General features: G+C 52.7%; 19 protein-coding genes, 1 tRNA gene and 1 pseudogene. 8 read left to right on the top strand and 13 right to left on the bottom strand.

Going from position 1 to position 20,126, the window contains the following annotated elements; all coding sequences use genetic code 11:
• Positions 1 to 52 precede the first annotated feature (52 nt).
• Positions 53 to 832 carry a DUF169 domain-containing protein gene (locus HPY73_02965; GenBank protein QLH74512.1) on the bottom strand — a complete coding sequence of 260 codons (780 nt, stop codon included), beginning with the start codon at positions 830 to 832 and terminating at the stop codon, positions 53 to 55.
• Positions 833 to 917: 85 nt separating this feature from the next.
• On the opposite strand from HPY73_02965, the gene HPY73_02960 reads away from it, so the two are divergent.
• Both HPY73_02960 and pdxT read left to right on the top strand, forming a co-directional pair.
• Positions 918 to 2,372, top strand: a complete 1,455-nt coding sequence (locus tag HPY73_02960) for a phenylacetate--CoA ligase family protein (GenBank protein ID QLH74511.1) — start codon at positions 918 to 920, stop codon at positions 2,370 to 2,372.
• Positions 2,373 to 2,423: 51 nt separating this feature from the next.
• Positions 2,424 to 3,014 (top strand): pyridoxal 5'-phosphate synthase glutaminase subunit PdxT, encoded by a 591-nt coding sequence (gene pdxT, locus HPY73_02955; GenBank protein ID QLH75628.1) that lies wholly within the window; start codon positions 2,424 to 2,426, stop codon positions 3,012 to 3,014.
• Here the strand turns inward: pdxT and HPY73_02950 are convergent, their stop codons facing one another.
• Complete coding sequence (locus HPY73_02950; protein ID QLH74510.1) at positions 3,015 to 3,749, bottom strand: geranylgeranylglyceryl/heptaprenylglyceryl phosphate synthase; 735 nt, start codon at positions 3,747 to 3,749, stop codon at positions 3,015 to 3,017.
• Positions 3,746 to 4,561, bottom strand: coding sequence for a UbiA family prenyltransferase (locus HPY73_02945; protein ID QLH74509.1), 816 nt, complete (start codon positions 4,559 to 4,561; stop codon positions 3,746 to 3,748). Before HPY73_02945 ends, HPY73_02950 begins: the two co-directional genes overlap by 4 nt.
• 95 nt (positions 4,562 to 4,656) lie before the next feature.
• Here HPY73_02945 and HPY73_02940 point away from each other — a divergent pair, with 95 nt between their 5' ends.
• Entirely contained in the window at positions 4,657 to 6,123 is a 1,467-nt protein-coding gene (locus HPY73_02940) for a site-2 protease family protein (protein ID QLH74508.1), read from the top strand.
• Here HPY73_02940 and HPY73_02935 read toward each other — a convergent pair.
• Both HPY73_02935 and radA read right to left on the bottom strand, forming a co-directional pair.
• On the bottom strand, positions 6,107 to 7,108 hold the full coding sequence (locus HPY73_02935; GenBank protein ID QLH74507.1) for a methyltransferase domain-containing protein: 1,002 nt from the start codon (positions 7,106 to 7,108) through the stop codon (positions 6,107 to 6,109). The genes HPY73_02940 and HPY73_02935 overlap by 17 nt on opposite strands.
• Before the next feature lie 19 nt (positions 7,109 to 7,127).
• Positions 7,128 to 8,069, bottom strand: coding sequence for a DNA repair and recombination protein RadA (gene radA, locus HPY73_02930; GenBank protein ID QLH74506.1), 942 nt, complete (start codon positions 8,067 to 8,069; stop codon positions 7,128 to 7,130).
• A gap of 191 nt (positions 8,070 to 8,260) precedes the next feature.
• On the opposite strand from radA, the gene HPY73_02925 reads away from it, so the two are divergent.
• Positions 8,261 to 8,617 (top strand): hypothetical protein, encoded by a 357-nt coding sequence (locus HPY73_02925; GenBank protein ID QLH74505.1) that lies wholly within the window; start codon positions 8,261 to 8,263, stop codon positions 8,615 to 8,617.
• Positions 8,618 to 8,638: 21 nt separating this feature from the next.
• On the opposite strand, the gene cca is transcribed toward HPY73_02925, so the two are convergent.
• On the bottom strand, positions 8,639 to 9,946 hold the full coding sequence (gene cca, locus HPY73_02920) for a CCA tRNA nucleotidyltransferase (protein QLH74504.1): 1,308 nt from the start codon (positions 9,944 to 9,946) through the stop codon (positions 8,639 to 8,641).
• 861 nt (positions 9,947 to 10,807) lie between these two features.
• Here cca and HPY73_02915 point away from each other — a divergent pair.
• Positions 10,808 to 11,587: pseudogene (locus HPY73_02915) on the top strand (B12-binding domain-containing protein).
• A 5-nt stretch (positions 11,588 to 11,592) separates the two neighbouring features.
• Positions 11,593 to 12,996 (top strand): methanol--corrinoid methyltransferase, encoded by a 1,404-nt coding sequence (locus HPY73_02910; GenBank protein ID QLH74503.1) that lies wholly within the window; start codon positions 11,593 to 11,595, stop codon positions 12,994 to 12,996.
• 396 nt (positions 12,997 to 13,392) lie between these two features.
• Here HPY73_02910 and HPY73_02905 read toward each other — a convergent pair whose 3' ends face one another.
• From HPY73_02905 to HPY73_02890, 4 genes are all read right to left on the bottom strand, one after another.
• Entirely contained in the window at positions 13,393 to 14,973 is a 1,581-nt protein-coding gene (locus HPY73_02905) for a methylamine methyltransferase corrinoid protein reductive activase (GenBank protein QLH74502.1), read from the bottom strand.
• A 60-nt stretch (positions 14,974 to 15,033) separates the two neighbouring features.
• On the bottom strand, positions 15,034 to 15,441 hold the full coding sequence (locus HPY73_02900) for a hypothetical protein (protein QLH74501.1): 408 nt from the start codon (positions 15,439 to 15,441) through the stop codon (positions 15,034 to 15,036).
• Positions 15,438 to 16,046 carry a GTP-binding protein gene (locus HPY73_02895; protein ID QLH74500.1) on the bottom strand — a complete coding sequence of 203 codons (609 nt, stop codon included), beginning with the start codon at positions 16,044 to 16,046 and terminating at the stop codon, positions 15,438 to 15,440. Before HPY73_02895 ends, HPY73_02900 begins: the two co-directional genes overlap by 4 nt.
• A 108-nt stretch (positions 16,047 to 16,154) precedes the next feature.
• The gene (locus HPY73_02890) at positions 16,155 to 16,997 is read right to left on the bottom strand and encodes an MBL fold metallo-hydrolase (GenBank protein QLH74499.1); all 843 of its coding nucleotides are present in this window, start codon (positions 16,995 to 16,997) and stop codon (positions 16,155 to 16,157) included.
• 117 nt (positions 16,998 to 17,114) lie between these two features.
• Between HPY73_02890 and HPY73_02885 the strand changes: the two genes are divergently transcribed.
• On the top strand, positions 17,115 to 18,413 hold the full coding sequence (locus tag HPY73_02885) for an amidohydrolase family protein (GenBank protein ID QLH74498.1): 1,299 nt from the start codon (positions 17,115 to 17,117) through the stop codon (positions 18,411 to 18,413).
• A 2-nt stretch (positions 18,414 to 18,415) separates the two neighbouring features.
• Here HPY73_02885 and HPY73_02880 read toward each other — a convergent pair.
• Positions 18,416 to 18,529 (bottom strand) — tRNA-Tyr (locus HPY73_02880).
• 280 nt (positions 18,530 to 18,809) lie between these two features.
• Between HPY73_02880 and HPY73_02875 the strand changes: the two genes are divergently transcribed.
• On the top strand, positions 18,810 to 19,049 hold the full coding sequence (locus HPY73_02875) for a ribbon-helix-helix protein, CopG family (GenBank protein QLH74497.1): 240 nt from the start codon (positions 18,810 to 18,812) through the stop codon (positions 19,047 to 19,049).
• A gap of 149 nt (positions 19,050 to 19,198) precedes the next feature.
• Here HPY73_02875 and HPY73_02870 read toward each other — a convergent pair whose 3' ends face one another.
• Positions 19,199 to 19,957 (bottom strand): proteasome assembly chaperone family protein, encoded by a 759-nt coding sequence (locus HPY73_02870; GenBank protein QLH74496.1) that lies wholly within the window; start codon positions 19,955 to 19,957, stop codon positions 19,199 to 19,201.
• Between the two features lies 1 nt (position 19,958).
• Entirely contained in the window at positions 19,959 to 20,123 is a 165-nt protein-coding gene (locus HPY73_02865; GenBank protein ID QLH74495.1) for an RNA-protein complex protein Nop10, read from the bottom strand.
• Positions 20,124 to 20,126: the final 3 nt, after the last annotated feature.

Below are 20,126 nucleotides of genomic sequence, written 5' to 3'. Positions count from 1 at the left end.
CACAACGAGGAAAGCTCTGGCATTATAAATAATATGGCAGAGGTCCGCGGCCTTAGTCGCGGTCTATCTCGGACCTTGTCGGTTCGAACTCGGGCGGGAAGAGGGCGGGCCATCTCAGGAAAGGCCTGAACGGATAAGGGGCGAACCGGTCTGTCCCCTTGATCCCTTGGAGCAGCTGGTCGATCTTGGGTGCTGGCGTCACGAAGACGAGCTCATCGTCCTGGACCAGCCCATAGGTCCTGTCCCCCACGCACGGGACCTCTAATGTGACCTTCCCCTCGGACACCGCTCGTGCTATCCCCTGGCACACGGCCGCCTGACCCGTCACCGGTGCAGTGACGACCTCTCCCTCCTGATAGCTAAGTGCCAGCAACAGCTTCAATGCCTGACCGGGCGTGACATACAAGACCACGGCGTCAACGGCCCCTTCGACCAGGTCGAGGGGGGCGGTCATTATGCCGCCATATCTTTTCTCGACGTTCCCGATGGAGAAGATCATGTCCTGAAGGGCCTTTGCCGCCTTAACATCCTTCGTGAACGCCCTGTTGAGGTCCCCTCTGAGGAGCCTTTCCGGTGTCCTAGTCAAGCCCAGGCAGCTGGTGGCCCAAAGGCATCTCACCCCTTCGACTGATGCGGCCACGACACCCTCCTCCCTCTCATATCTGGACATCGCGATCATCTGGCAGACCGCCGTGGTCCTCAAGACCCTCGTTTCGCGAAGGTCGGCAAGCTCGGATGCCCTGAGCATCCGTACTCCGACAGGGTCCGACCTCATCCTGAGCGAAATGATGAGGTCCTCCCTTACCTTTGTCCAGTCCTTACCGTCCCCCATATCAGATGAATCCTGTTGACGGATATATATACCGATTTATGATGGATGGGAAACGATTATCCCAGTGGATGTTGTTCACGACGGTGTGAGCCCGCTTCAACGTCTAAAGGTCGCGGTCGCGAGGATGAAGCTTCTTTCAACGAAGATCGATGACGATGTCGAGCACCCTCTCGAGGCGCTCATCGAGATGAAGGTCAGGCGCGAGCTAAGGCGCGACAAGGATTTTCAAAAGGCGCTCGGCCGTTCAAGACTGAGCGACGTGTCCAGGCAGGACCTTGTGGAGTATCAGCTGCACAAGTTCAGGAAGCAGATGAGGTATACTGATGCCAACTCGATATTCTATCACAACAGGTTCAAGAAGCTAGGTCTTGAGCCTGGAATGATAAGGACGAAGGAGGACCTTCTCAAGGTGCCTGTGACAGAGCCGTCCGAGCTCGCCGCTGAGCCATATTCTTTCCTTTGCGTCTCCCAGTCCAAGGTCATGAGGGCGTTCACCACCTCTGGCACATCGGGACAGAGGAAAAGGCTCTTCTACACCCAAAAGGACGTGCTCAACATCATCGACTCGATCGCCTCGGCCTTCAAGAACACTGGGATGAGGGGCGATGACACTCTCCACATAATGTTCCCAGCGGTCTCCGCATGGGACCCGAGCCTCATGCTCGACGGGGCCTGCAAGGTGGTCGGGCTGAGCTCGAACGTCTGCAGCTCGGTGGACGTCGATGAGCAGATAAAGAGCATGACGCAGAACAAGGCGAAAGTGATCATAGGGCTGACATCGTTCATCTACCGCATCACGGTCCTGGCCAAGGCGAAGTACGACCTTCGGCAGTTCGGCATGAAGGCCATAATCTGTTCCTCTGAGCCTTTGAGCGAGGCCATGAGACGGGAGATCGAGACCGCTTGGGGATGCAAGGCGCTGAGCCAGTATGGCATGACGGAGATGGGCCTGGCGACGACCATAGAATGCTTTGCGCAGGACGGTCTCCATATAGATGAGGGGAACTATATGGCGGAGTGCATCGACCTCGAGACCGGTGAGCATACGAGGTCCAGGCAGCCGGGCGAGCTCATCTGGACCAGCCTTGAGATGGAAGGCAGTCCTCTTTTGAGGTACAGGTCCTATGACCTATCGTCCTACATCGAACCGCCCTGTGGGTGCGGGTTCACGTCGGTGGGAAAGATAGGCAAGCCAAGGGGAAGGATAAACTCCGAGACCAAGATAGGCTATGGCGAGAAGGTCTTCCCACTTCTCTTTGACGAGGCGGTCCTAAGCGTATCCGGAGTGCTCGGGTATCAGGTAATAATCGACAAGGTCGGCTACAAGGACCGATTGACCTTCCAAGTAGAGTTCAGCGGTGACACGCAATGGGCCAGAAAGGAGATCGAGGAAAGGGTGCTGGCATTAGATGAGATAAGGTCGTCGATGGACAATGACCTCCTTGAGCCCATCGAGGTAGAGGTGATAAGCTCCTCATCGGGCTTTACGCCAAAGAAGGCGACCATCGTCGACAGAAGGAAGATCTACGACAGGACATGACGGGGCTCCGTCGGTTTTTTATCTATGATGGTCGCTAGCCCCGCCCTGGCCATGAGAGCAGGCGTGGTATTTGTCCAAGGGGCGGCGCCAGAGCACATCACTGCGCTAAACGGAGCCTTTGAGGACCTGGGGATCAAAGGCAGTGCGAGCCCTGTCCGCAAGCGCAAGGACCTTGAGGGCATCGATTGCCTTGTCATCCCTGGAGGCGAGAGCACCACGATCTCGAAGCTGATGCGCCGTTTTGGTCTTTTCGATGAGATCGTCCGAATGGCAAAAGAGGGGGTGCCTATTATGGGCACATGTGCAGGGTGCGTCCTCCTGTCAAAGGAAGGCGACGACCAGGTTCAGAGGACAGGGACCGAGCTGCTCGGACTCATGGACATGCAGGTGGACAGGAACGCTTTCGGGAGGCAGAGGGAATCCTTTGAGACCGCATTGGAGATAGATGGCCTGGAAAAACCTTTCCCTGCCGTCTTCATCAGGGCCCCCCTTATCAACAGGACATGGGGCAGATGTGTACCTATGGCGAGACATGGAGGGAGCATCGTCATGGCGAGACAGGACAATCTGCTGGCCCTCTCGTTCCATCCTGAGCTTTCAAACGACTGGCGCCTTCATGAGCTTTTGATAAAGATGGTCTGATCAACGGGCCTTGACCGCTTTGATGATAGAGCCCAGGGCGCTCAGGTCGTCATGCTCCGCTATCGTCCCGGTAACGATGATGTCGGCCCCTGCCCTTGCTATCGCCGCCGCCTGCTCCGGCCTTCTGATGCCGCCACCTATGATCAGAGGGACGGATATTGTCTTCTTGACCGCGGACACCATCTCTATCGGTACCGGCTCCGGTGCGCCCGACCCGGCCTCCATGTACACAAGCCTCATCCCCATATATTCGGCCGCGAGGGCGTAGGCACAGGCGAGCTTCAGGTCATCCCTTGGTATAGGGTCGGCCTGACCGACCTCGCCAACCTTCATCCCTGGCGCCACTATGATATAGCCCATGGAGAGAGGTTCCAGCCCCAACGCCTTGACGATCGGGGCCCCCATCACCTGTTCCCCTACGACCATCTTCACATTCCTGCTGTTCAGCATGCTCATGAAGTAGATGGCATCGGTATAGCGGGATATGGCATGAGCGCCAGAAGGGAAATAGATGACGGGGACGCTACAGACCTTCTTGATCGCCTTCACAGTTGCATCTAGGTTTTCCTGGGTGATGTCCGTGCTTCCTCCCACCATTATAGCGTCGGTCCCATAATCCTGTGCTTCCTTGGCGATCGCCGCCGCCTCTTCGGGAGACTGTTTCGCCGGGTCGAGCAGCGTCATATGCATCGTTCCCTTGCCGATCCCTTGCGTTATGTAATCGAAGACTTTCATAGGAGCCCCCCTAGCAAGAAGGCCACAAGTGCCACCAACATGCCATATTTGGCATACCTCTGGCCTTGCTTAGGGTTTCGAAATTGAACTACAGAGGCATATATAAATATTGCATCCGCGACGGTCACCATCAGCAGATACCCAAGACCGAACTGTCCCCCGACGTAAGGCAATGGGCTCATGGCCACAGCTGCAAAGATGGACAAAGAAGCTATTATGGATGCGCTCCTCTTCCCGATCCTTTTGGGGAGCGTGTTCCTGTCGAAATCTGCCTCCATGTCCTCGATATCCTTGATTATCTCCCTTCCCAAGGTGGCGAGACCCGCGAGGACCGCGAGCACGTATGTCCTATCTAATTTGTCGACGACCGTCCCGCCCAATAAGAAGAGCATCGCAGTGAGCAGGGCGATCGTCAAGTTCCCGCTGAGACCTGCCTTCTTCGTCCTCAGCTCATATAGGAGCATGAGCGCCACCGCAGAGAGCACTATGACGATCGAAGGGACGTTCAATGCCAGGGAGAACGCCACAGACAGCACGAAACAGGCCGAGGATATCCTCAGAGCATCAGCGGGCGTCATCCTGCCCGAGGGGATGGGCCTCTCAGGGTGTCCCACCTTGTCGACCTCCCTGTCGACATAGTCGTTCAGGGCATTGCCCCCAGCGATAAAGAAGAAGACCACGGCCGAGGCGAAGACGATCTCTCTAAGCCCTTCCAAGATGTCCGTTCCCAGGGCGACCCATACGCCCATCAGCAGACCGACGATCCCCATCAGACAGTTGCCGATGCGGAAAAGCTGTAGGACCTTGTTCACGTGCGGCGATAGACCATCGTCCGTAATAATGTTTGCTGGCCCATCGCCTTTTATTTGGGAAAGGATTAGATAGTAAATGCTGTTTTGTGCCAACCATGATGCCATCCGACATGCTCTCTGAGGTCGAGCAGGTCAAATCCATCGTTGCGCGTCACTTCCCGATTTATGATGTCAGGGTGAACTACAACGCCCTGACGATATTCATCAGTCCAGATCTTACGACCCTCGAGGACAGCTTTGAGAAGATGAGGCTCGAGATGAGCGAGAAGAACTACATCCCTTTCCTTTCGCACAAGGGCGGAGAGTACTCATTGACGGTGGTCAAGAAGGAACAAAGGAGGACCAGGAGCCTTTGGGTCAACGCGGCCCTGCTGTTCATTACGTGTGTGACGACCGTCCTGGCCGGTGCCGCATTGTGGGCAGGTTATGAAGGAAAGGACGAGTGGATCACCGCTGAGAACCTGTTGTGGGGGGCCTTGACCTTTGCCCTTCCGCTGATGGCCATACTTGGGGTGCACGAACTATCGCACTACTACATGGCAAAGAGGCACAAGGTCGCCGCCTCGCTCCCGTTCTTCATACCATCGATCCCGCCCTTGGGGACCATGGGGGCCTTCATATCCATGAGGGACCCGATCCCGAACAGAAAGGCATTGATCGACATCGGCATCGCAGGTCCTGTCGGTGGCCTGTTGGTGACCATACCGATCGCCCTGATCGGTCTTTATCTGACTGCCAATGGCACACCGACCGACGGGTCGATACCAGAAGAGGGCGCCCTCCAGGTGTTCTACCAGCTGTTCTATTGGGGCCTGATGCTCTTCATCCCGGTACCGGAGAACGTCAGCATGCACCCGGTGGGCTTTGCGGCATGGGTGGGGTTCCTTGTCACAGCGATCAACCTTCTTCCCGCAGGACAGCTGGATGGGGGCCACGTTGCACGCGGCTTCCTAGGTGAAAAGGCAAAGTACCTGAGCTATGCGACGATGGCCATGCTGTTCATACTTGGCGTCTTCCTTTACAGCGGATGGTTGATATTCGGGATACTCGTTTTCTTCTTAGGTCTGAAGCACCCGCAACCATTGAACGACATATCGAAGATCGACACGAAGAGGAAGTTCCTGGGAGTGGTGGCCATCCTGCTGCTTTTAGTGACCTTTGTCCCGGTACCGGTCGCGAACGTGTTCCCGAGCTACGAGTTCGGGGTGGAGCTGCAAGGGACCAACGACGTCGAGCTCTCCCCAGGCGACACCGTGACCTTCTTCATCAACATCAAAAACACTGGCAACACGGATTACAGGTTGCAGATGCAGGTGATGAACGTTCCAATGGATTGGAAACGAGGGTTGTACCTGCAAGGGGAGGACCCTGCGAACTCCACTGACCTATTGTCCCTCGACCTGCCATATGAATGTTCCGCAACAGTGCTGCTGACGTTAGAGACCTCCCCTGAGACGCAGGCCGGTACGTACACCGTCATCGTCAAGATAACATCCCTCACCTCAAAAGGGATTGAAAAGGAGTCTTTCACACAGACATTTATCATTAACGTCGCCGCATGATATGATAGTGTCTTGTGAGCGACCTGTGAACTCTCTGATGGTGTATTTCTATCAGTTCGAGGCCTGAGGGGACCTGCATCTCGAACGGGAACACCACCCCCAGTCCACCGCCCGGCCTTGTCGCGTTCTTCATTGAGACCAATGCACGGGAGTATAGAGATACAAGCCCCTCCTTGTTAGTGCTCGTTGCCCTGCCATAAGGTGGGTCGGTGACTATGCCATCAACCTCCCCGAAGACATCATGGACAGAGCCAACATCGATCACCTCCAAACGGTCCGCCCTCAGACCGAAATGCTCGATATTCCTCCGCGCACCCTCGATCATTTCTTCAGAGATATCCGACCCGTAGGTCCTGAGGCCCATAATGGCCGCCTCGATCAGGATCCCTCCTGTCCCGCAGAAGGGGTCCAGTACGGCTTCCCCCTTTTTTAGGCCAGTAAGGTTGATCAATGCACGTGCGTATCTGGGGTGCAGGGAGATAGGGGAGAAAAAAGGACGCTCCGCCACCCTTCTCAGGTCGAACTGCCTCCTGTTGACCTCCATTAGCTTTCTATATAATAGAAGACGGTCGGATGCGATCCCCCTTATCTCTATATCGGGGTGCATCAGGTCGACCTTTCGACCCACGGTGATCATCGCAGCGATCTTTTTTGTAATGGCATCTACGTCCCAATCCCCAGCTCTGTCGTCAAAACGTCTGACCCTCAATGCGAGGGTGCCTTCTGGAATGTCCAGATGAAGGTCCTTTCCTTTTAGATCGACCTCAGCCAGGAACTCCCCCGCTCTATGGGTCAATGCCAATCTTCCAGCTATCCGATCAAAGGAATTTGATGGAATTGAAACGACAGCGTATCCAGGCCCTGAGATGATGATCTGAGAGCTTCCCACCTCGGCCCTGATGGTGGAGACAAGCTCTGCCAGAGGTAAGGTCGGATGCTCCCCTGACAGCTCGAAAAGGTATGAACTGCTCTTAGCGCTCTCCATTGGATAGAGGTGAGGACGCTCAGTCCCTTATACCTTCTTCCGAGACGGTGATTACGACCTCTGCCTCAGGAAGATTCGGAGAGTCGATCAGCCTCGCTATGCGTTTTCCTCCCTTGCTCTTGCGAAGATAAATGCGATATGTCGACGCATGCCCCACAATATGTCCTCCCACCGGTCTTGTGGGGTCTCCGAAAAAGGCATCTGGCTTTGCAGCGACCTGGTTTGTCACAGCGATGACAGCATTGTTCACATCTGCGAACCTTAGAAGGTCATGCATATGCTTGTTCAACAGCCCCTGTCTTTCGGCAAGGGTGCCACGTCCAACGTATTCTGCCCGGAAATGGGCCGTCAAGGAATCTACTATCATCAATCGGACAGGGGTCTTTTGAGCTATCTCCTGGGCCTTCTCGACAAGCAGCATCTGATGAGATGAGTTGTAGGCCCTGGCCACATGTATCCTTTGAAGGGTCTCAATAGGATCCAGGTCCTGCGCCTCTGCAATTTGTGCGATCCTCTCTGGTCTGAAGGTGTTCTCGGTATCGATGACTATGACATCCCCGTCCAACCCTCCCTTGTTTATGGGCATCGTTGTGTTGACCGCCAATTGGAAACACATCTGGGTCTTACCGCTTCCGAACTCCCCGAAGAACTCGACGATCGCCTGTGTCTCCAGCCCTCCGCCCAACAGGTCATCGAATGCCTTTGATGAGGAGGTGAGCCTGTTGAGCTTCTTCCTTCGCTCCAGTATAGTGTCTCCTGACTCGAATCCTCCCACGTCTGCCGCCTGCTTCGCCGCGGCAATTATCTTGGCCGCCGTGCTCTCACCTATCTCAGCTACCTCGGCCAACGTCTTCGGGGACTCGACCGCTATGGACATAAGGTCATTATAACCGGCATCACGAAGTTTCTCTGCAGTTGCGGGCCCTACTCCAGGCAACTCTTCCAATTTCATCTCGGCCATTGATGCACCTACCTTCAACCATGTAACTGGGGATGATATCCCTAATGATGGGAGGTCCCCGAAAGTACCTCCTCATTGAACAAAACGAGAAACGGCATGATAATTGATTCGGTTACAATCAACGACCTTACAGCATCCCTAACTGATAGTTAACAAAATGGTTATAAACGGCTCATGATTTAGGGTGAAACATGGCCCAGAAGAAGAAAAAGGATTCTCAGAAAAAGGAACCGGAATTCACCTGGACGCCACCGGACTTTAATGAGAGGGAGTTCCTTGAAAAGGATATCAAGGGCACAAAGGCACTTTGGGTGACTGCCCTCATAGCCCCTTTGTTCGGGATAATGGCCTTTCTGACCCAACCCATCCATTTCGCCATCGGTCTGTTGTTGATAATCGTCGGGATGGTGAGTTTAAAATATATCTATCCTCTGGCAAAGATCGATACGAAGGAGATCGATAAAAAAGGATGGGCCGGGAATCTGTTCTTGTTCTTCCTTCTCTCAATGGGGGTTTGGATTATATTGCTGAACAAGCCGTTCAGCTAATATGATCAATGGACGCGTCGATCAGATCTCCCAGCTCATTCTTTTATCGAGCAACTTGGTCGCGCATTCAAGGTGTCCATCCCTCAGATGCTGTTTTGTATTGAACACTTTTATGTCGCAATCCTTGAACGAATCCCCCAACGAAGCGGTCGTCAATGCTTTGATGAGAGCGACATCAGCATTTTTAACATCCCTTTTGACGATCGCTACCCATCTTCCATTCTCTATATACGGTCCCACCTTCGCTTCCCCTTTCCATCGGGCAAGGAAGGTCTTGGAGTTCGCCATCGTCACAGGTGGGCCGATATGTTTATAGGTCGGACTTAAGACATCTGTTTCAAGCAATAGACCGAAAACGACCTCATCCTCAGTGATGTTCAACGCTTTGTCCAAAATGCAGAAGTCATCTTTTTCCAATTGTGTGACAAGTCCATCAAGCGTTTTCCTCGCTTGAGGATAGAGGTTATCATCCACAATATCCGGCCTCTTGCAACTGGCAAAAACGATCGGGTGACCTATGGCATCTTCTCTTTTCCGGATCTCATCACATGACAGATTCATCCTCTTGTTCGGAAAGAAATACCTCATATCGGGTGAAGCTCGATACTCCTTGCAGGCATGAACAAAAAGACAGAACTTCTCCAGAGATAATGCGGAAGCAACGTTCCTGGACAGGTCCACGGGATCATAGAAGGTCAAGGGGCTTTGAAATCTCTTGCCACCTTTTCCATTGATGTCCAACCTTTCACCTGTCTTCCATGTCGATGCAGCTTCTAAGACCCCTTTGAACGTCCCATATTTTATCACAAGCAATTCAACAAGGTAACCTGAGAAACCCTGTGTTTTTGCCTCTGCTCCATATGCATCTATACCCTTCAAAAATTGTTTTAAAAGAATGACCTCCGATTTTTGCTCATCTTTTAGATTTGATATGATGTAATCGGTATGAAAAGGGGTCCTGTCCACCGCAGACATCATCATCTTGGTGTCACTGATCATATAACAGGGGACGATGTCAACCTCAAAACCATCAAAATGACCATGAACATAAGGATGCTCAGCATACCTTTTTTCTTTGTCCGTTAACAAAGCATCTCCGATTAGCAATCCTGTCTCTTCCATCACCTCTCTTTTAGTAGATGGTGAGAAGAGGATGAAAACATCAATATCTGGTCTGCCTACGTATGTATCTTTGGCAACAGAACCTACCAATCTTACATCTTCTATACAATCATATTTTGATGCAAGGGCCTTCACTTTTTTCAGAAGGTCCTGTGATTTATCTTTGACCTCCTTTTTCGATCGATCATTTGGACGGATTATTTCCAAGACTCTTTCTTCAAGATCCATAATCGGTCCATAAAACACTGTTCATACGATAATCCTTCTTATTGCACAAGAGAAAAATGCGTTTGAGGCCGATGAAGGGGATTCAGAACGGGTTTCATAGGAGGAGAGAAATGCATCGACCTCGAACGCTAACAAGTGTAAAATCATCTAGTATTTAAATGCAACACACGGATCGTTCATTAGTTGATCAATAATACGAAGTTTATTTGCCCTTTAGGCAAGTAATTGTTTTTATTAATTTTTTAATTTAATGTTATTAATTTATCATCGATTTTTGCCAGAATAATTGGATAAATAATCCAACTCTATATTTATTGCGTTTCAAATAAATAAATTCTACTAGTAATTTGAATCGTCCAGTAATGAAAATAATTAAATGAAAAAATGCATTAAAAAATTTACAAATTATTTTTAATAATTAATTGTATTATTAATTGCAATAATTAATTTTGAAATTAATTAAATACTGGATAAATCATACGAAATATCGTAATATTAAATTCATTATCATAAATATAACTTATAAATATAAATAAATTAATAAATTTTAGATATATTATATGTATCATATGAATAGATATTGATATTTATATTAATTATATTAAACTATATTTTAAGTCTAAACCAGATAGAGTAATATATCTTTTATTATTACTCTTAATTCATATATATAAATATAATATAATAATTGTAAATAATTATATATATGATGATATAATTAGCTTAATATACTCAACAATAAAATCGACAACATCAGAGATAGGATACGTGGTCCGAATTGGGGAGTGGTTTAGACTACGGATCCTTCTCGGATTGGAGGAGTCGAATAGGGGTGTATAAATGCTAGACATAAGTAGTGTAAACTATGACGTCATATTCAGGCGCTACGACATCTTGGTAGAGGCCAAGGAGAAGCCTGAAGACATCGCCGCGAAGATCCTTCCTAAGGACGCGCTCCTGAAGAAGGTCGCCGAGGACGTTGTCTTCATGAAATATAAGGACATCGAGGCCGACACCAAGGCTGCCCTTGAGAAGTTCAAGCCCGAGGAGATCATCGAGAAGGGGCTTGTCAAGGGAATGGACGTGGTCTCTGAGCTATATGGCCGGGGCATCTACTATCTCCCCCACGTCATGGTCGCCGCAGATGCAATGGACCGTGGGATTAAGCTCTGCTAGAAGAACATGAAGGGAGAGAGGAAGATGAAGGGGAGCGTCGTCATGCACGTCGCCGAGGGAGACCCGCACGACATCGGCAAGAACATTGCCGCGGTCCTGTTGAAGTCTGCCGGTTATGGCGTTGTCGACATGGGACGTGATGTGCCGATCGTCGATGTAGTAAAGACGGTCGAGAAAGAGAAGCCAGATGTTCTCACTGGAACAGCTTTGATGACGACAACGATGTCCGCCTTCCCGAAGATTTCGGAGAGGTTGCTGGAGAAGGGCGTCGAGCTGCCGTTCATCTGTGCAGGTGGTGCGGTCAACCGTGCGTATGTCGAATCATTCCCCATGGGCATATATGCGGTCGCGGCAGCACAGGGACCTGCGTTGGTCGGAAAGGCCATGGACGGATGGGACTGGAAGAAGATCAGGACCAAGTGGGATGAAGTGGTGAAGGGGTGAGATAGATGGCAATAAAGAGATACACGAAGATGGAGATGAAGAGTGCTGACGACCTCGTCTTTGGAGAGGCGAAGTACCCGCTCACCTATGGTCTGGGACAGAAGATCGGGGCAGGAACGGTCGTTCCTGAGATCAACTTTGCTCCAAGGCCGGGATCTGAGAAGAACCCACAGACGCTCACCCGCGAGTATGTCGACTATATCACAAAGGACATACTTGACCGCGCAGTTACGCTCGGTTTCCCTGCGGTCCAGCTCGAGAACGAGTGGATCTTCCAGATGGGCAACGACCCAGAGAAATTCGCGAAGCCGGTCGTCGAAGGCCAGAAGGCATTGATGCAGAAGTACCACGACGAGTACGGCATTGCGCTGTCCATAAGGCACACGGTCGCCGACCCAAGGCTTTGCGAGAAGGGTATGCGCCCGGGCATGGACAAGGAGCACAACTACCCAGAGAAGGTCATTGAGTCCCTCGAGGTCGCCGCTAAGAACGGTGCCGATGTGCTCTCCATAGAATCGATGGGTGGCAAGGAGCTCGCTGACTACGCGATATTGCACCAGGACATAAAAGGATGGTTGTTCGGTATCGGCTACGTCGGCTCCATTGACATGGAGTGGCTGTGGCCTCAGATCGTCGACATCGCCAAGAAGAACAAGGTCATAGCCGGCGGTGACACGAACTGCGCAGGCGCCAACACCTCGATGTTCATGGCCGGCGGATACCTGGACAAGGACATTCCGAGGACATTCGCTGCCGTCACGAGGGCAATCGCATCCGCCAGGACGCTCGTTGCCTATGAGTGCGGTGCGACCGGACCTGACAAGGACTGCGGCTACGAGGGTCCGATTCTCAAAGCCATATCTGGAAAGCCATCCGCTCAGGAAGGAAAGGGCGCCCAGGACGCTCACGCGGACCTCATGGGCAACCTCATCGCCTCCACCTGCGACCTGTGGTCCAACGAGTCCGTCGAGTACCACCCTGAGTTCGGTGGGTCATCCGTGGCCTGCTGGCTAGGTGTCATCGGCTACGAAGCTGCGTTGATGAACACTGCCAAGCAGCTGAAGCAGGACAAGGTGCTCCGTGACCTGTACGCCGCATGCGACAGCTACCGCAGCCCAGAGGGCTTCATCCTGCGCTACGACAACGCATACAAGATCGGTGAGGCCATCGTGGCGGAGGGCAACGACATCTACCTGAGGGCGAAGGCCGCTGGCCTGAAAGCCGCTGAGCTCATAATGGAGAGCAATGACAAGGGCGGAATCAAGCTGAGCAAGCACGAGCGTGACATGCTCAACAAGGTCATCGCCGACCTCAAGTCGTTGCCGGACAGCGCTTCCAAGTTCGAAGAGGCCTGCCTGAAGGAGTACAAGAACGTACCAGGCTGGAACCCGAAGAACTACGGACTCTGAGCAAGATCGAGTGTTTCCACCTCCAAACCCTTTCCATTTTCCTTTTTAATATGATCCTTGTGGACCAGGATTATTTTTAAAAATTCTCAATAAACTATCTTTTTCAAATCCTAAAATAGGATAAGGGATAGAACCATTTTTTTTAAGTGAGCTTCCTTTAACGTTATCGGTGTCGGCAAATCTGCTGGACAATTTAATTGGCCATTCAGTCATGCAGAATAATACATCTCTGTTCAATCATTCCATACATATCAATGGTAATAACGAGCCCATGCCCTCATCAGGCGCAGATACTGGACCTTCGCCATGAGGCAGAAAAGAGATGTTGCCATCATAGGGCCTAGGGCATAAGGCCCTCCGAACCTTTTTTTATATATTTCATATAGACTGATCTGGTCACACCTCGATCGTCATCTTCTTGAGGTCGAACACCTTCTCAGGACAGATCCTGACGCACCTCATGCAGGCGGTGCCATTGCACAGGTCCGATCTTATCTGTATCTGGAAATCGCCCCTCTGCTCAACGATCTCGATAGCGTCCTCAGGGCATTCCTCTTGGCACTTATGACAGCCGATGCATCCCTCGAAGGTACCGTATATCAGAGTTCCGATGTCCCTGAGGATCTTCAGCCCTTTCTTGCCCAGGACGGGTATGTCCCTGTCGACGAGCTTGTGCACCTCTGCCTCCACTATCTTATCTGGCAGCTCTTGTATGCCCATGGTCTTCAGGAAGAAATTGTATGTCTCCTTCGGCATCCCTTCCTGCCACATCCCCAGCTCCTGGAGATAGATGGTCTCGAACACCTTGTCAGTGGCGAACATCACATGGTTTGCTCTTATTGAATTGGCCTTGGCCTGCAGAACATCGATCATTCCAGGGTCCCTTACGATATCCGTTGCCATCGCCAGCGAGGTGTTCCCCACCTGGTAGATCTTCTTTGGCGTGGCAGGCAGCAGACCTACCTTCTGCGCCTTTATGGCATCCACATATGTACCTGAGGCACCTGACATGTACATCGAGTCCAGGTCCTCGAACCTCATCCCCGCATGCTCCATGAGCGTGAAATGTCCGGCGCGCATTGCCCCGAACGCCTTTGAGGCCTCGAGGAAGTCCTTCTGATCGATATAGATGCCATCCTGGAGGTGGATCTTGCCGTCCAAGGTCGTGAACTTCGGAGCCTTGATGTTCCCGTTCTCAAGGCCCAATGCGATGGCCGCAACGACACCAGTACCAGTGATCCCTTTTGCCCTGCCATGCATCTTCCCTTCTTCCACGATGTTCCCGGAATTGATCTCTACCAGATCTCCTTCTGTGGGCATCAGGTCATCATTTAGAACCTTGCACCTCCAATAGGAATCGAAATCCACGTCCGATATCGCCCCTGGGGAGGCGAGCATCCCAAAATGCACTGACTGCCCCTCCATGGCCGGTCCGGCGGCCGCTGACCCGGTATAGATCTCGTCCCCCACCTTGAGCGCCATCTCTGCGTTCGTGCCATAATCCGTCACAAGGCAGTTCTCTTTGCGCTCCAGGAGACCGGTCTTGAACATCATGGCCAGAGCATCTGCCCCTATCTCATGTTTGATCGAAGGCGGGACGTAGACCGGAGAGCTCTTCGGCACATCGATGCCAACATCATCTGAGTTGATCACCTTTGCATCCCTTTTCTGTGGCTCCACGCCTCTGGCCTTCAAGGCCCTCTCCCCTGCGAACGCCAGGTCCCTTATCTCCATGTTCTGGAATATCGATAGCTGGATCGGGTTCCCACAGACAGCGAACCTTTCGATCTCCTCTTTTGGCACGCCCAACAATCCGATCAGCTTGTTGATCGTGTCCACCATAAGCCTGTTCGCGATGTTCTGGTCCACCTCTATGCAGAAGGTCAGATGGTCCATCACATTGGCACCCGGAACTGGATGCCTGACAGTGATAGCGGTCGAAACGATCTGTCCCGACCCCAGGTCGACCGCATGCATCCTTGTCCCGCTCGTCCCTATATCAATAGATATCCCGTACAGTCCTTTCCCCCCTTCGACTCAATGTCCATGAGCGCACTGGTGCCCTGCCTTATGGAAATGGACATCTCTGGAGAGCCCCTCCAAGGCCTTCTCCAATGACCGTTCCACCTCCTCGTCATCAAGGTTCAGCACCGCTGCCATTATCCTGACCCTTCCTTTTGTAACGTTCCCGTCCTCTAGGCCATCATCCTTCTCCACGCCCAGACCAACATCGACGACGCTGAGCTTATAATAGCCCAGGTCCACCTCGGCTATCATCTTGACGTGCCCTATCAACGCCCCCCTCCCCTCAAGGTCCTTGGCCCAGGACATGATGAACCTGTCCAACGCCTCCTTGAATATCTCGGAAGGTACCCTGGCCTTTTCCAGATGGAGTTCAACTCCCGTGCTGCCCGCCCCTGCCAGCTTCTTTGAGTCCTCGGTCACCTGACCGCCCCCGATTGACCAAGGAGCATGCTCTCAAGGTGGTCCACGCCCTTGTCCTCTCGGGCGCTCATCCTGACCAGTTGGACCTTGGGGTTCAAGCCGGTGACGAGGTCCTCGACCTCCTTGATCCTCGCTTCATCTACAAGGTCGATCTTGTTGACCGCCACGATGTTGACATCCTCTATCTGCCGCCTGAAGAAGAGCTCCGCCTCGCGGTATATCTTGGTCGCCCTATAGGCGTCCACCACGCATATGCCCAGCTTCGCGTCATATTCTACCATCGACGTCCTGATTATCTTGTCTATCTTCGATGGCAGTGCGATCCCGGTAGGCTCGATGAAGATAGCGTCGGCCTTATAGTCATTGCTCACCACGCGCAGGGTGTTCTGCAGGCTCCCTGATAGTGAGCAACATATGCAGCCCTCGGTGAGCTCGACGCTGTTCAATCCGTATCGATTTATCAAAGCGCCGTCGACCCCGACCTCCCCCACCTCATTGACGATGATCGCGGTCCTTATTCCCTTGGAACCAAGACGTTTACCGAGCTCTATCATAAGCGTCGTCTTTCCGCTTCCCAGGAACCCTGATATCAGGCAGATCATCATCACTGTGTGATGACCTTTGGCCGATTAAATAATTTCCCTGCAAAATGAATGCTGGCTGCTTCTTTAGAGTTCAAAGGTCGACCAACAATGAGCGCACGATCTAGCAGCTCAGTCCACCGCTTTTGAGCATCCGCTGATCAAAGGCCCCTTCTCAACCCTCTCCGGCCCTTTGACCGCCCTGATCTTCTTCCCGACCGTGACGGTCATAAGGTCCTCGGCGGCTATTGTCCTTACCCCGCTCTCCTGCTCCACATATTGAGCTTGCCTCGATGTGCCATTATAGACCAGTTTAGCGCCGAAATGAGTAAGAACGACCGCTTCTGGACGTATACGCCTCGCGATCTCCGCAGCATCCTCGGTACAAATATGGTTGGGGACCCTGGAACCGAGGGGCCTTGTCAATGAGAGTATGAGCAGCCTCGCCCCCTCATGGCTCCTCACCACCTTCTCGTCCAGCTCGGTGTCGCTCATGTATGATATCTGGCCAGAGCTAGTTCTGAGCACGAATCCGACCCCAACGGGATCGCTGTGCCTGGTAGGTGTCACGGATATCCCAATCTTTCCAAGGGCGAACGTGTCGCCTGGCGACAGAGAGAGCACCCTCTCCGGAAGACCTTTGTGATAGGCTGATACGGCTGGGCCATGACACCCGTCGCCTTCAATGACGCTCGTGCTGCCTGCGAGCGTCCCCCTTCTCTTAAGACCTCCCCGCGTCATGCCCTCGAGCAGCACCTCCGTGTCTGTGTAGTGGTCAGGGTGACAATGTGAAACCAGTATGGCATCGGTCTTGGCGGGGTCCAGTCTCAACCTGGCCATGTTCACCAGGGCGCCTGGGCCGGGATCGATGTGGACGTTCGCCCCGTCCCTGACGTATATGCCCCCCGTGGAGCGGACCTGGTATATGGTGGAGAACCTCCCCCCGCCCGTCCCTAGGAATGTTATGGTCGTCATCGCCCTTCCTTGTCCGGCGGTATCACCCTCAGTCCTGATGCATATTCAACCTTTTTGCGCGGGCTATGCTCCGGACAATGACTATTTATCATCCGCGTGGATATTCTGGCCGATAAGATGCGCCTTTTGATCAAGGATGCGACTGTGGTCACCCAGGATGCGAAAAGGAGGATAATCAGAGGAGATGTCCTGGTCGAGGATGGAAGGATAGCTGCGGTCGGCACCTCCGATGCCGACGCGGATGAGACCATCGAGGCGAAAGGCGACATCGTCATGCCAGGGCTCATTAACACGCACACCCATGTGGCCATGGCCGTCATGAAGGGGATGGCGGACGACGTCCCATTCCCAGATTTTTTAGAAAAGGTGTTCGCGATCGATTCCGACAGGACCGAAAAGGACCTTCTCCTCGGTTCCAGATTGGGCATATTCGAGATGCTCCGTTCAGGAACGACGACCTTCGTGGACCTCTATTATTCTGAGGATATCGTCGCCAGGGCCGTCACAGAGACCGGGATAAGGGGGGTGCTATGTTGGGCCGTCCTCGACGAGGAGTTCACGACCCAGAAGGGCAATCCTTTGGACAACTGCAGAAGGTTCTGTGAGGACCACAAAGACAACGAGAGGGTCATACCGGGCATCGGTCTCCAGGGGGTGTACGTCTGCTCTACGGAGACGTTCCTTAAGGCAGATGAGATGTCGAGAAAGGAAGGCCTTCTTATGCACATGCACCTTTCGGAGACGCGCAAGGAGGTCTACGACCATAAGGACAAGCATGGCAAGAGACCGGCCGAGCATCTTGAGTCGATAGGCGTCCTGAGCGATAGGGTCCTTGCCGCACATGCCGCCTGGCTGACCATGAACGAGGTCCGAGCCCTTGGAAGGAATCATTGTTCCGTCGCCACCTGCCCTGTATCGAACATGAAGCTTGCGACCGGAGGCATCGCGCCGATACCGGAGATGATTGCAAATGGCGTCAACGTCACCGTTGCCACCGATGGATCGACCACCAACAACAGCCTCGACATGCTCTCGGAGATGAAGTTCCTATCGTTACTTCAAAAATCCAGCAGATGGGACCCGACCGTGCTGCCGGCCCAACAGGTGTTGGACCTCGCCACGGTGAACGCCGCCAAGGCGATAGGAATGCCCGACCTGGGCTCGATAGAGTTAGGGAAGAGGGCGGACCTGGCCATCCTCGACGGCTCGGCGCCGAACCTAAGGCCGTTGGTCCCTGAGAACATCGTCTCGAACATCGTCTACAGCGCGAATGCAGGTAATGTGAAGACGGTGGTCTGTGATGGTAAGATCGTGATGAGGGACAGGAAGATCCTTACGATCGATGAGCGGAAGGTCGTAGAAGAGAGCGAGGGCATCTTAAAAGGTCTTCGTGACCGAGGAGCCTCAATTTTATAAAATGGTCCCGACTCCCGGATTTGAACCGGGGGCCTGCTGATATCGGCGTCAAAGTAACCGGCAAGCCGGTAAACCCACTACAGTCAGCCGCTCCAGCCAGTCTGAGCTAAGTCGGGTGGCTTTCCTCCTAATCACCTCACCATATTTAATTTTGCCGTAGAGTTCTGAGCCGAAGGAGGCATCCAGTACGTCCGAACTCTCTTCATATGAAGGAGTCTGATGATTCTGATCGATGCTGCGGGATGTCTGACGTTCGATGAGTCAAATACGCATCGTAATTTTTCATAATCATTAATCCAGTCGGTCCCATCAACAAAAGTATTTATATCATGCTGAACATACTTTGTCCGACAAAAGAGGTCGGATAGACCTCTTCTGTACTCCAAGGTGGGGGCGATGGAGGAGAACGACCTCGAAAAAGTGACCCTTCGTCTACCGGCCCGATATGTGAGGGCATTGGACTTCCTGGTGAAGGCCGATGACTTCCCATCACGGTCAGAGGCGATAAGGGCAGCCATCCGTGACTTCATCTACGCAAGGGTCGACCTTGTGGCAGACAAGATGAAGAAGATGGAAGAGGCCGAACGGACCCTAGCGAGCATCGAGGAGATGGAACAAAGGTATCTGAGGAAGTAGCCGGTCAGAATGGGATGGGGTGCACGCATTCTGAGGGGCTAGGTCACTATTACCTCCCCTTATTTTTTTATTTTTTTGCTCATTCTCGAACAAGGCCAGACGATCAGGTCAATGAAAATTGAAACGGAAAAGGAGTTTCAAAGAGGACGTCAACCGATGTAGCCCAGGTCCTCGCGCTTGGGCACGACAGGCTCCTCGGCCTCCTTCAGCTTCGATGCTAGGGCGTCGATCTGCTCCGCCTTGTCCCTCAGAGCACTATAATCGACGTTGACGCCGACGATGGAGGATAGCACCTTCAAAACCGCCTCCGCGCCCTTAGGGTCGACGAAGTAACCTGACGTCTCGCCCATAAGGCATACAGCCTCCATACCGAAGTTCTTGCCCAGTCCCAGGAGCAGGCCCGAAGCACCGACAATCCCGCTGCCTGGCTCCCCCTTTGAGAAGATGACCCCCTTTGCCTTCATCTCCTCGACGAGATGGGGGTGTGTGGCCGCACCGAGCACCCTCGGGTTCTCCAGCAATCTTCCTACACCATAGCCCCCAAGGGTGTAGATACGTTTGACATTGTAACCTCTGATATACTGGAGCATGTGATAGGACAGTTCATACTGGCCCTCTGGCGTAAGGCCTTGGTAGTCCCCAAGGAGGATGATGAGGTCATGCTCCTGCCCCTCCATCTTCACATAGTAGAGCTCGTTGCTGACCAGCCTGATCAGCCCATTGTCGTCGACGAGCACCTGCGGGGGGAAGAACTTAGAGTAGATGTCGGCGAACTTAACCCCCTTCAGCTGCTCGACCATGTGGTCAGCTGCCAGCTTGCCTACATTGCCGACACCGGGAAGCCCCTCGATGAATATTGGGTCCTTCAGTACCGGTCTCTCCTTCTCGATCATAAGAATATTGTCCATGTCACTGCCTCCTCTTTGCCAAGAGCATTCTCCTGTATTTGCCATAGCGGTCGTCGGGCGAGTATCTCGCCGGTATAGGGACGGTCGTAGCCTGACCGCATCTGGGGCACACATCCTTCAAGGTGTATTCCTTACAATTGTCACATTTCCTGAGCGAGGTCTTCATCGT

The sequence above is a fragment of the Methanomassiliicoccales archaeon genome (assembly GCA_013415865.1).
Lineage (GTDB): Archaea > Thermoplasmatota > Thermoplasmata > Methanomassiliicoccales > UBA472 > MVRC01.
The sequence above is the reverse complement of the archived record's forward strand: the minus strand, read 5'-3'. Positions and strand labels throughout refer to the sequence as shown.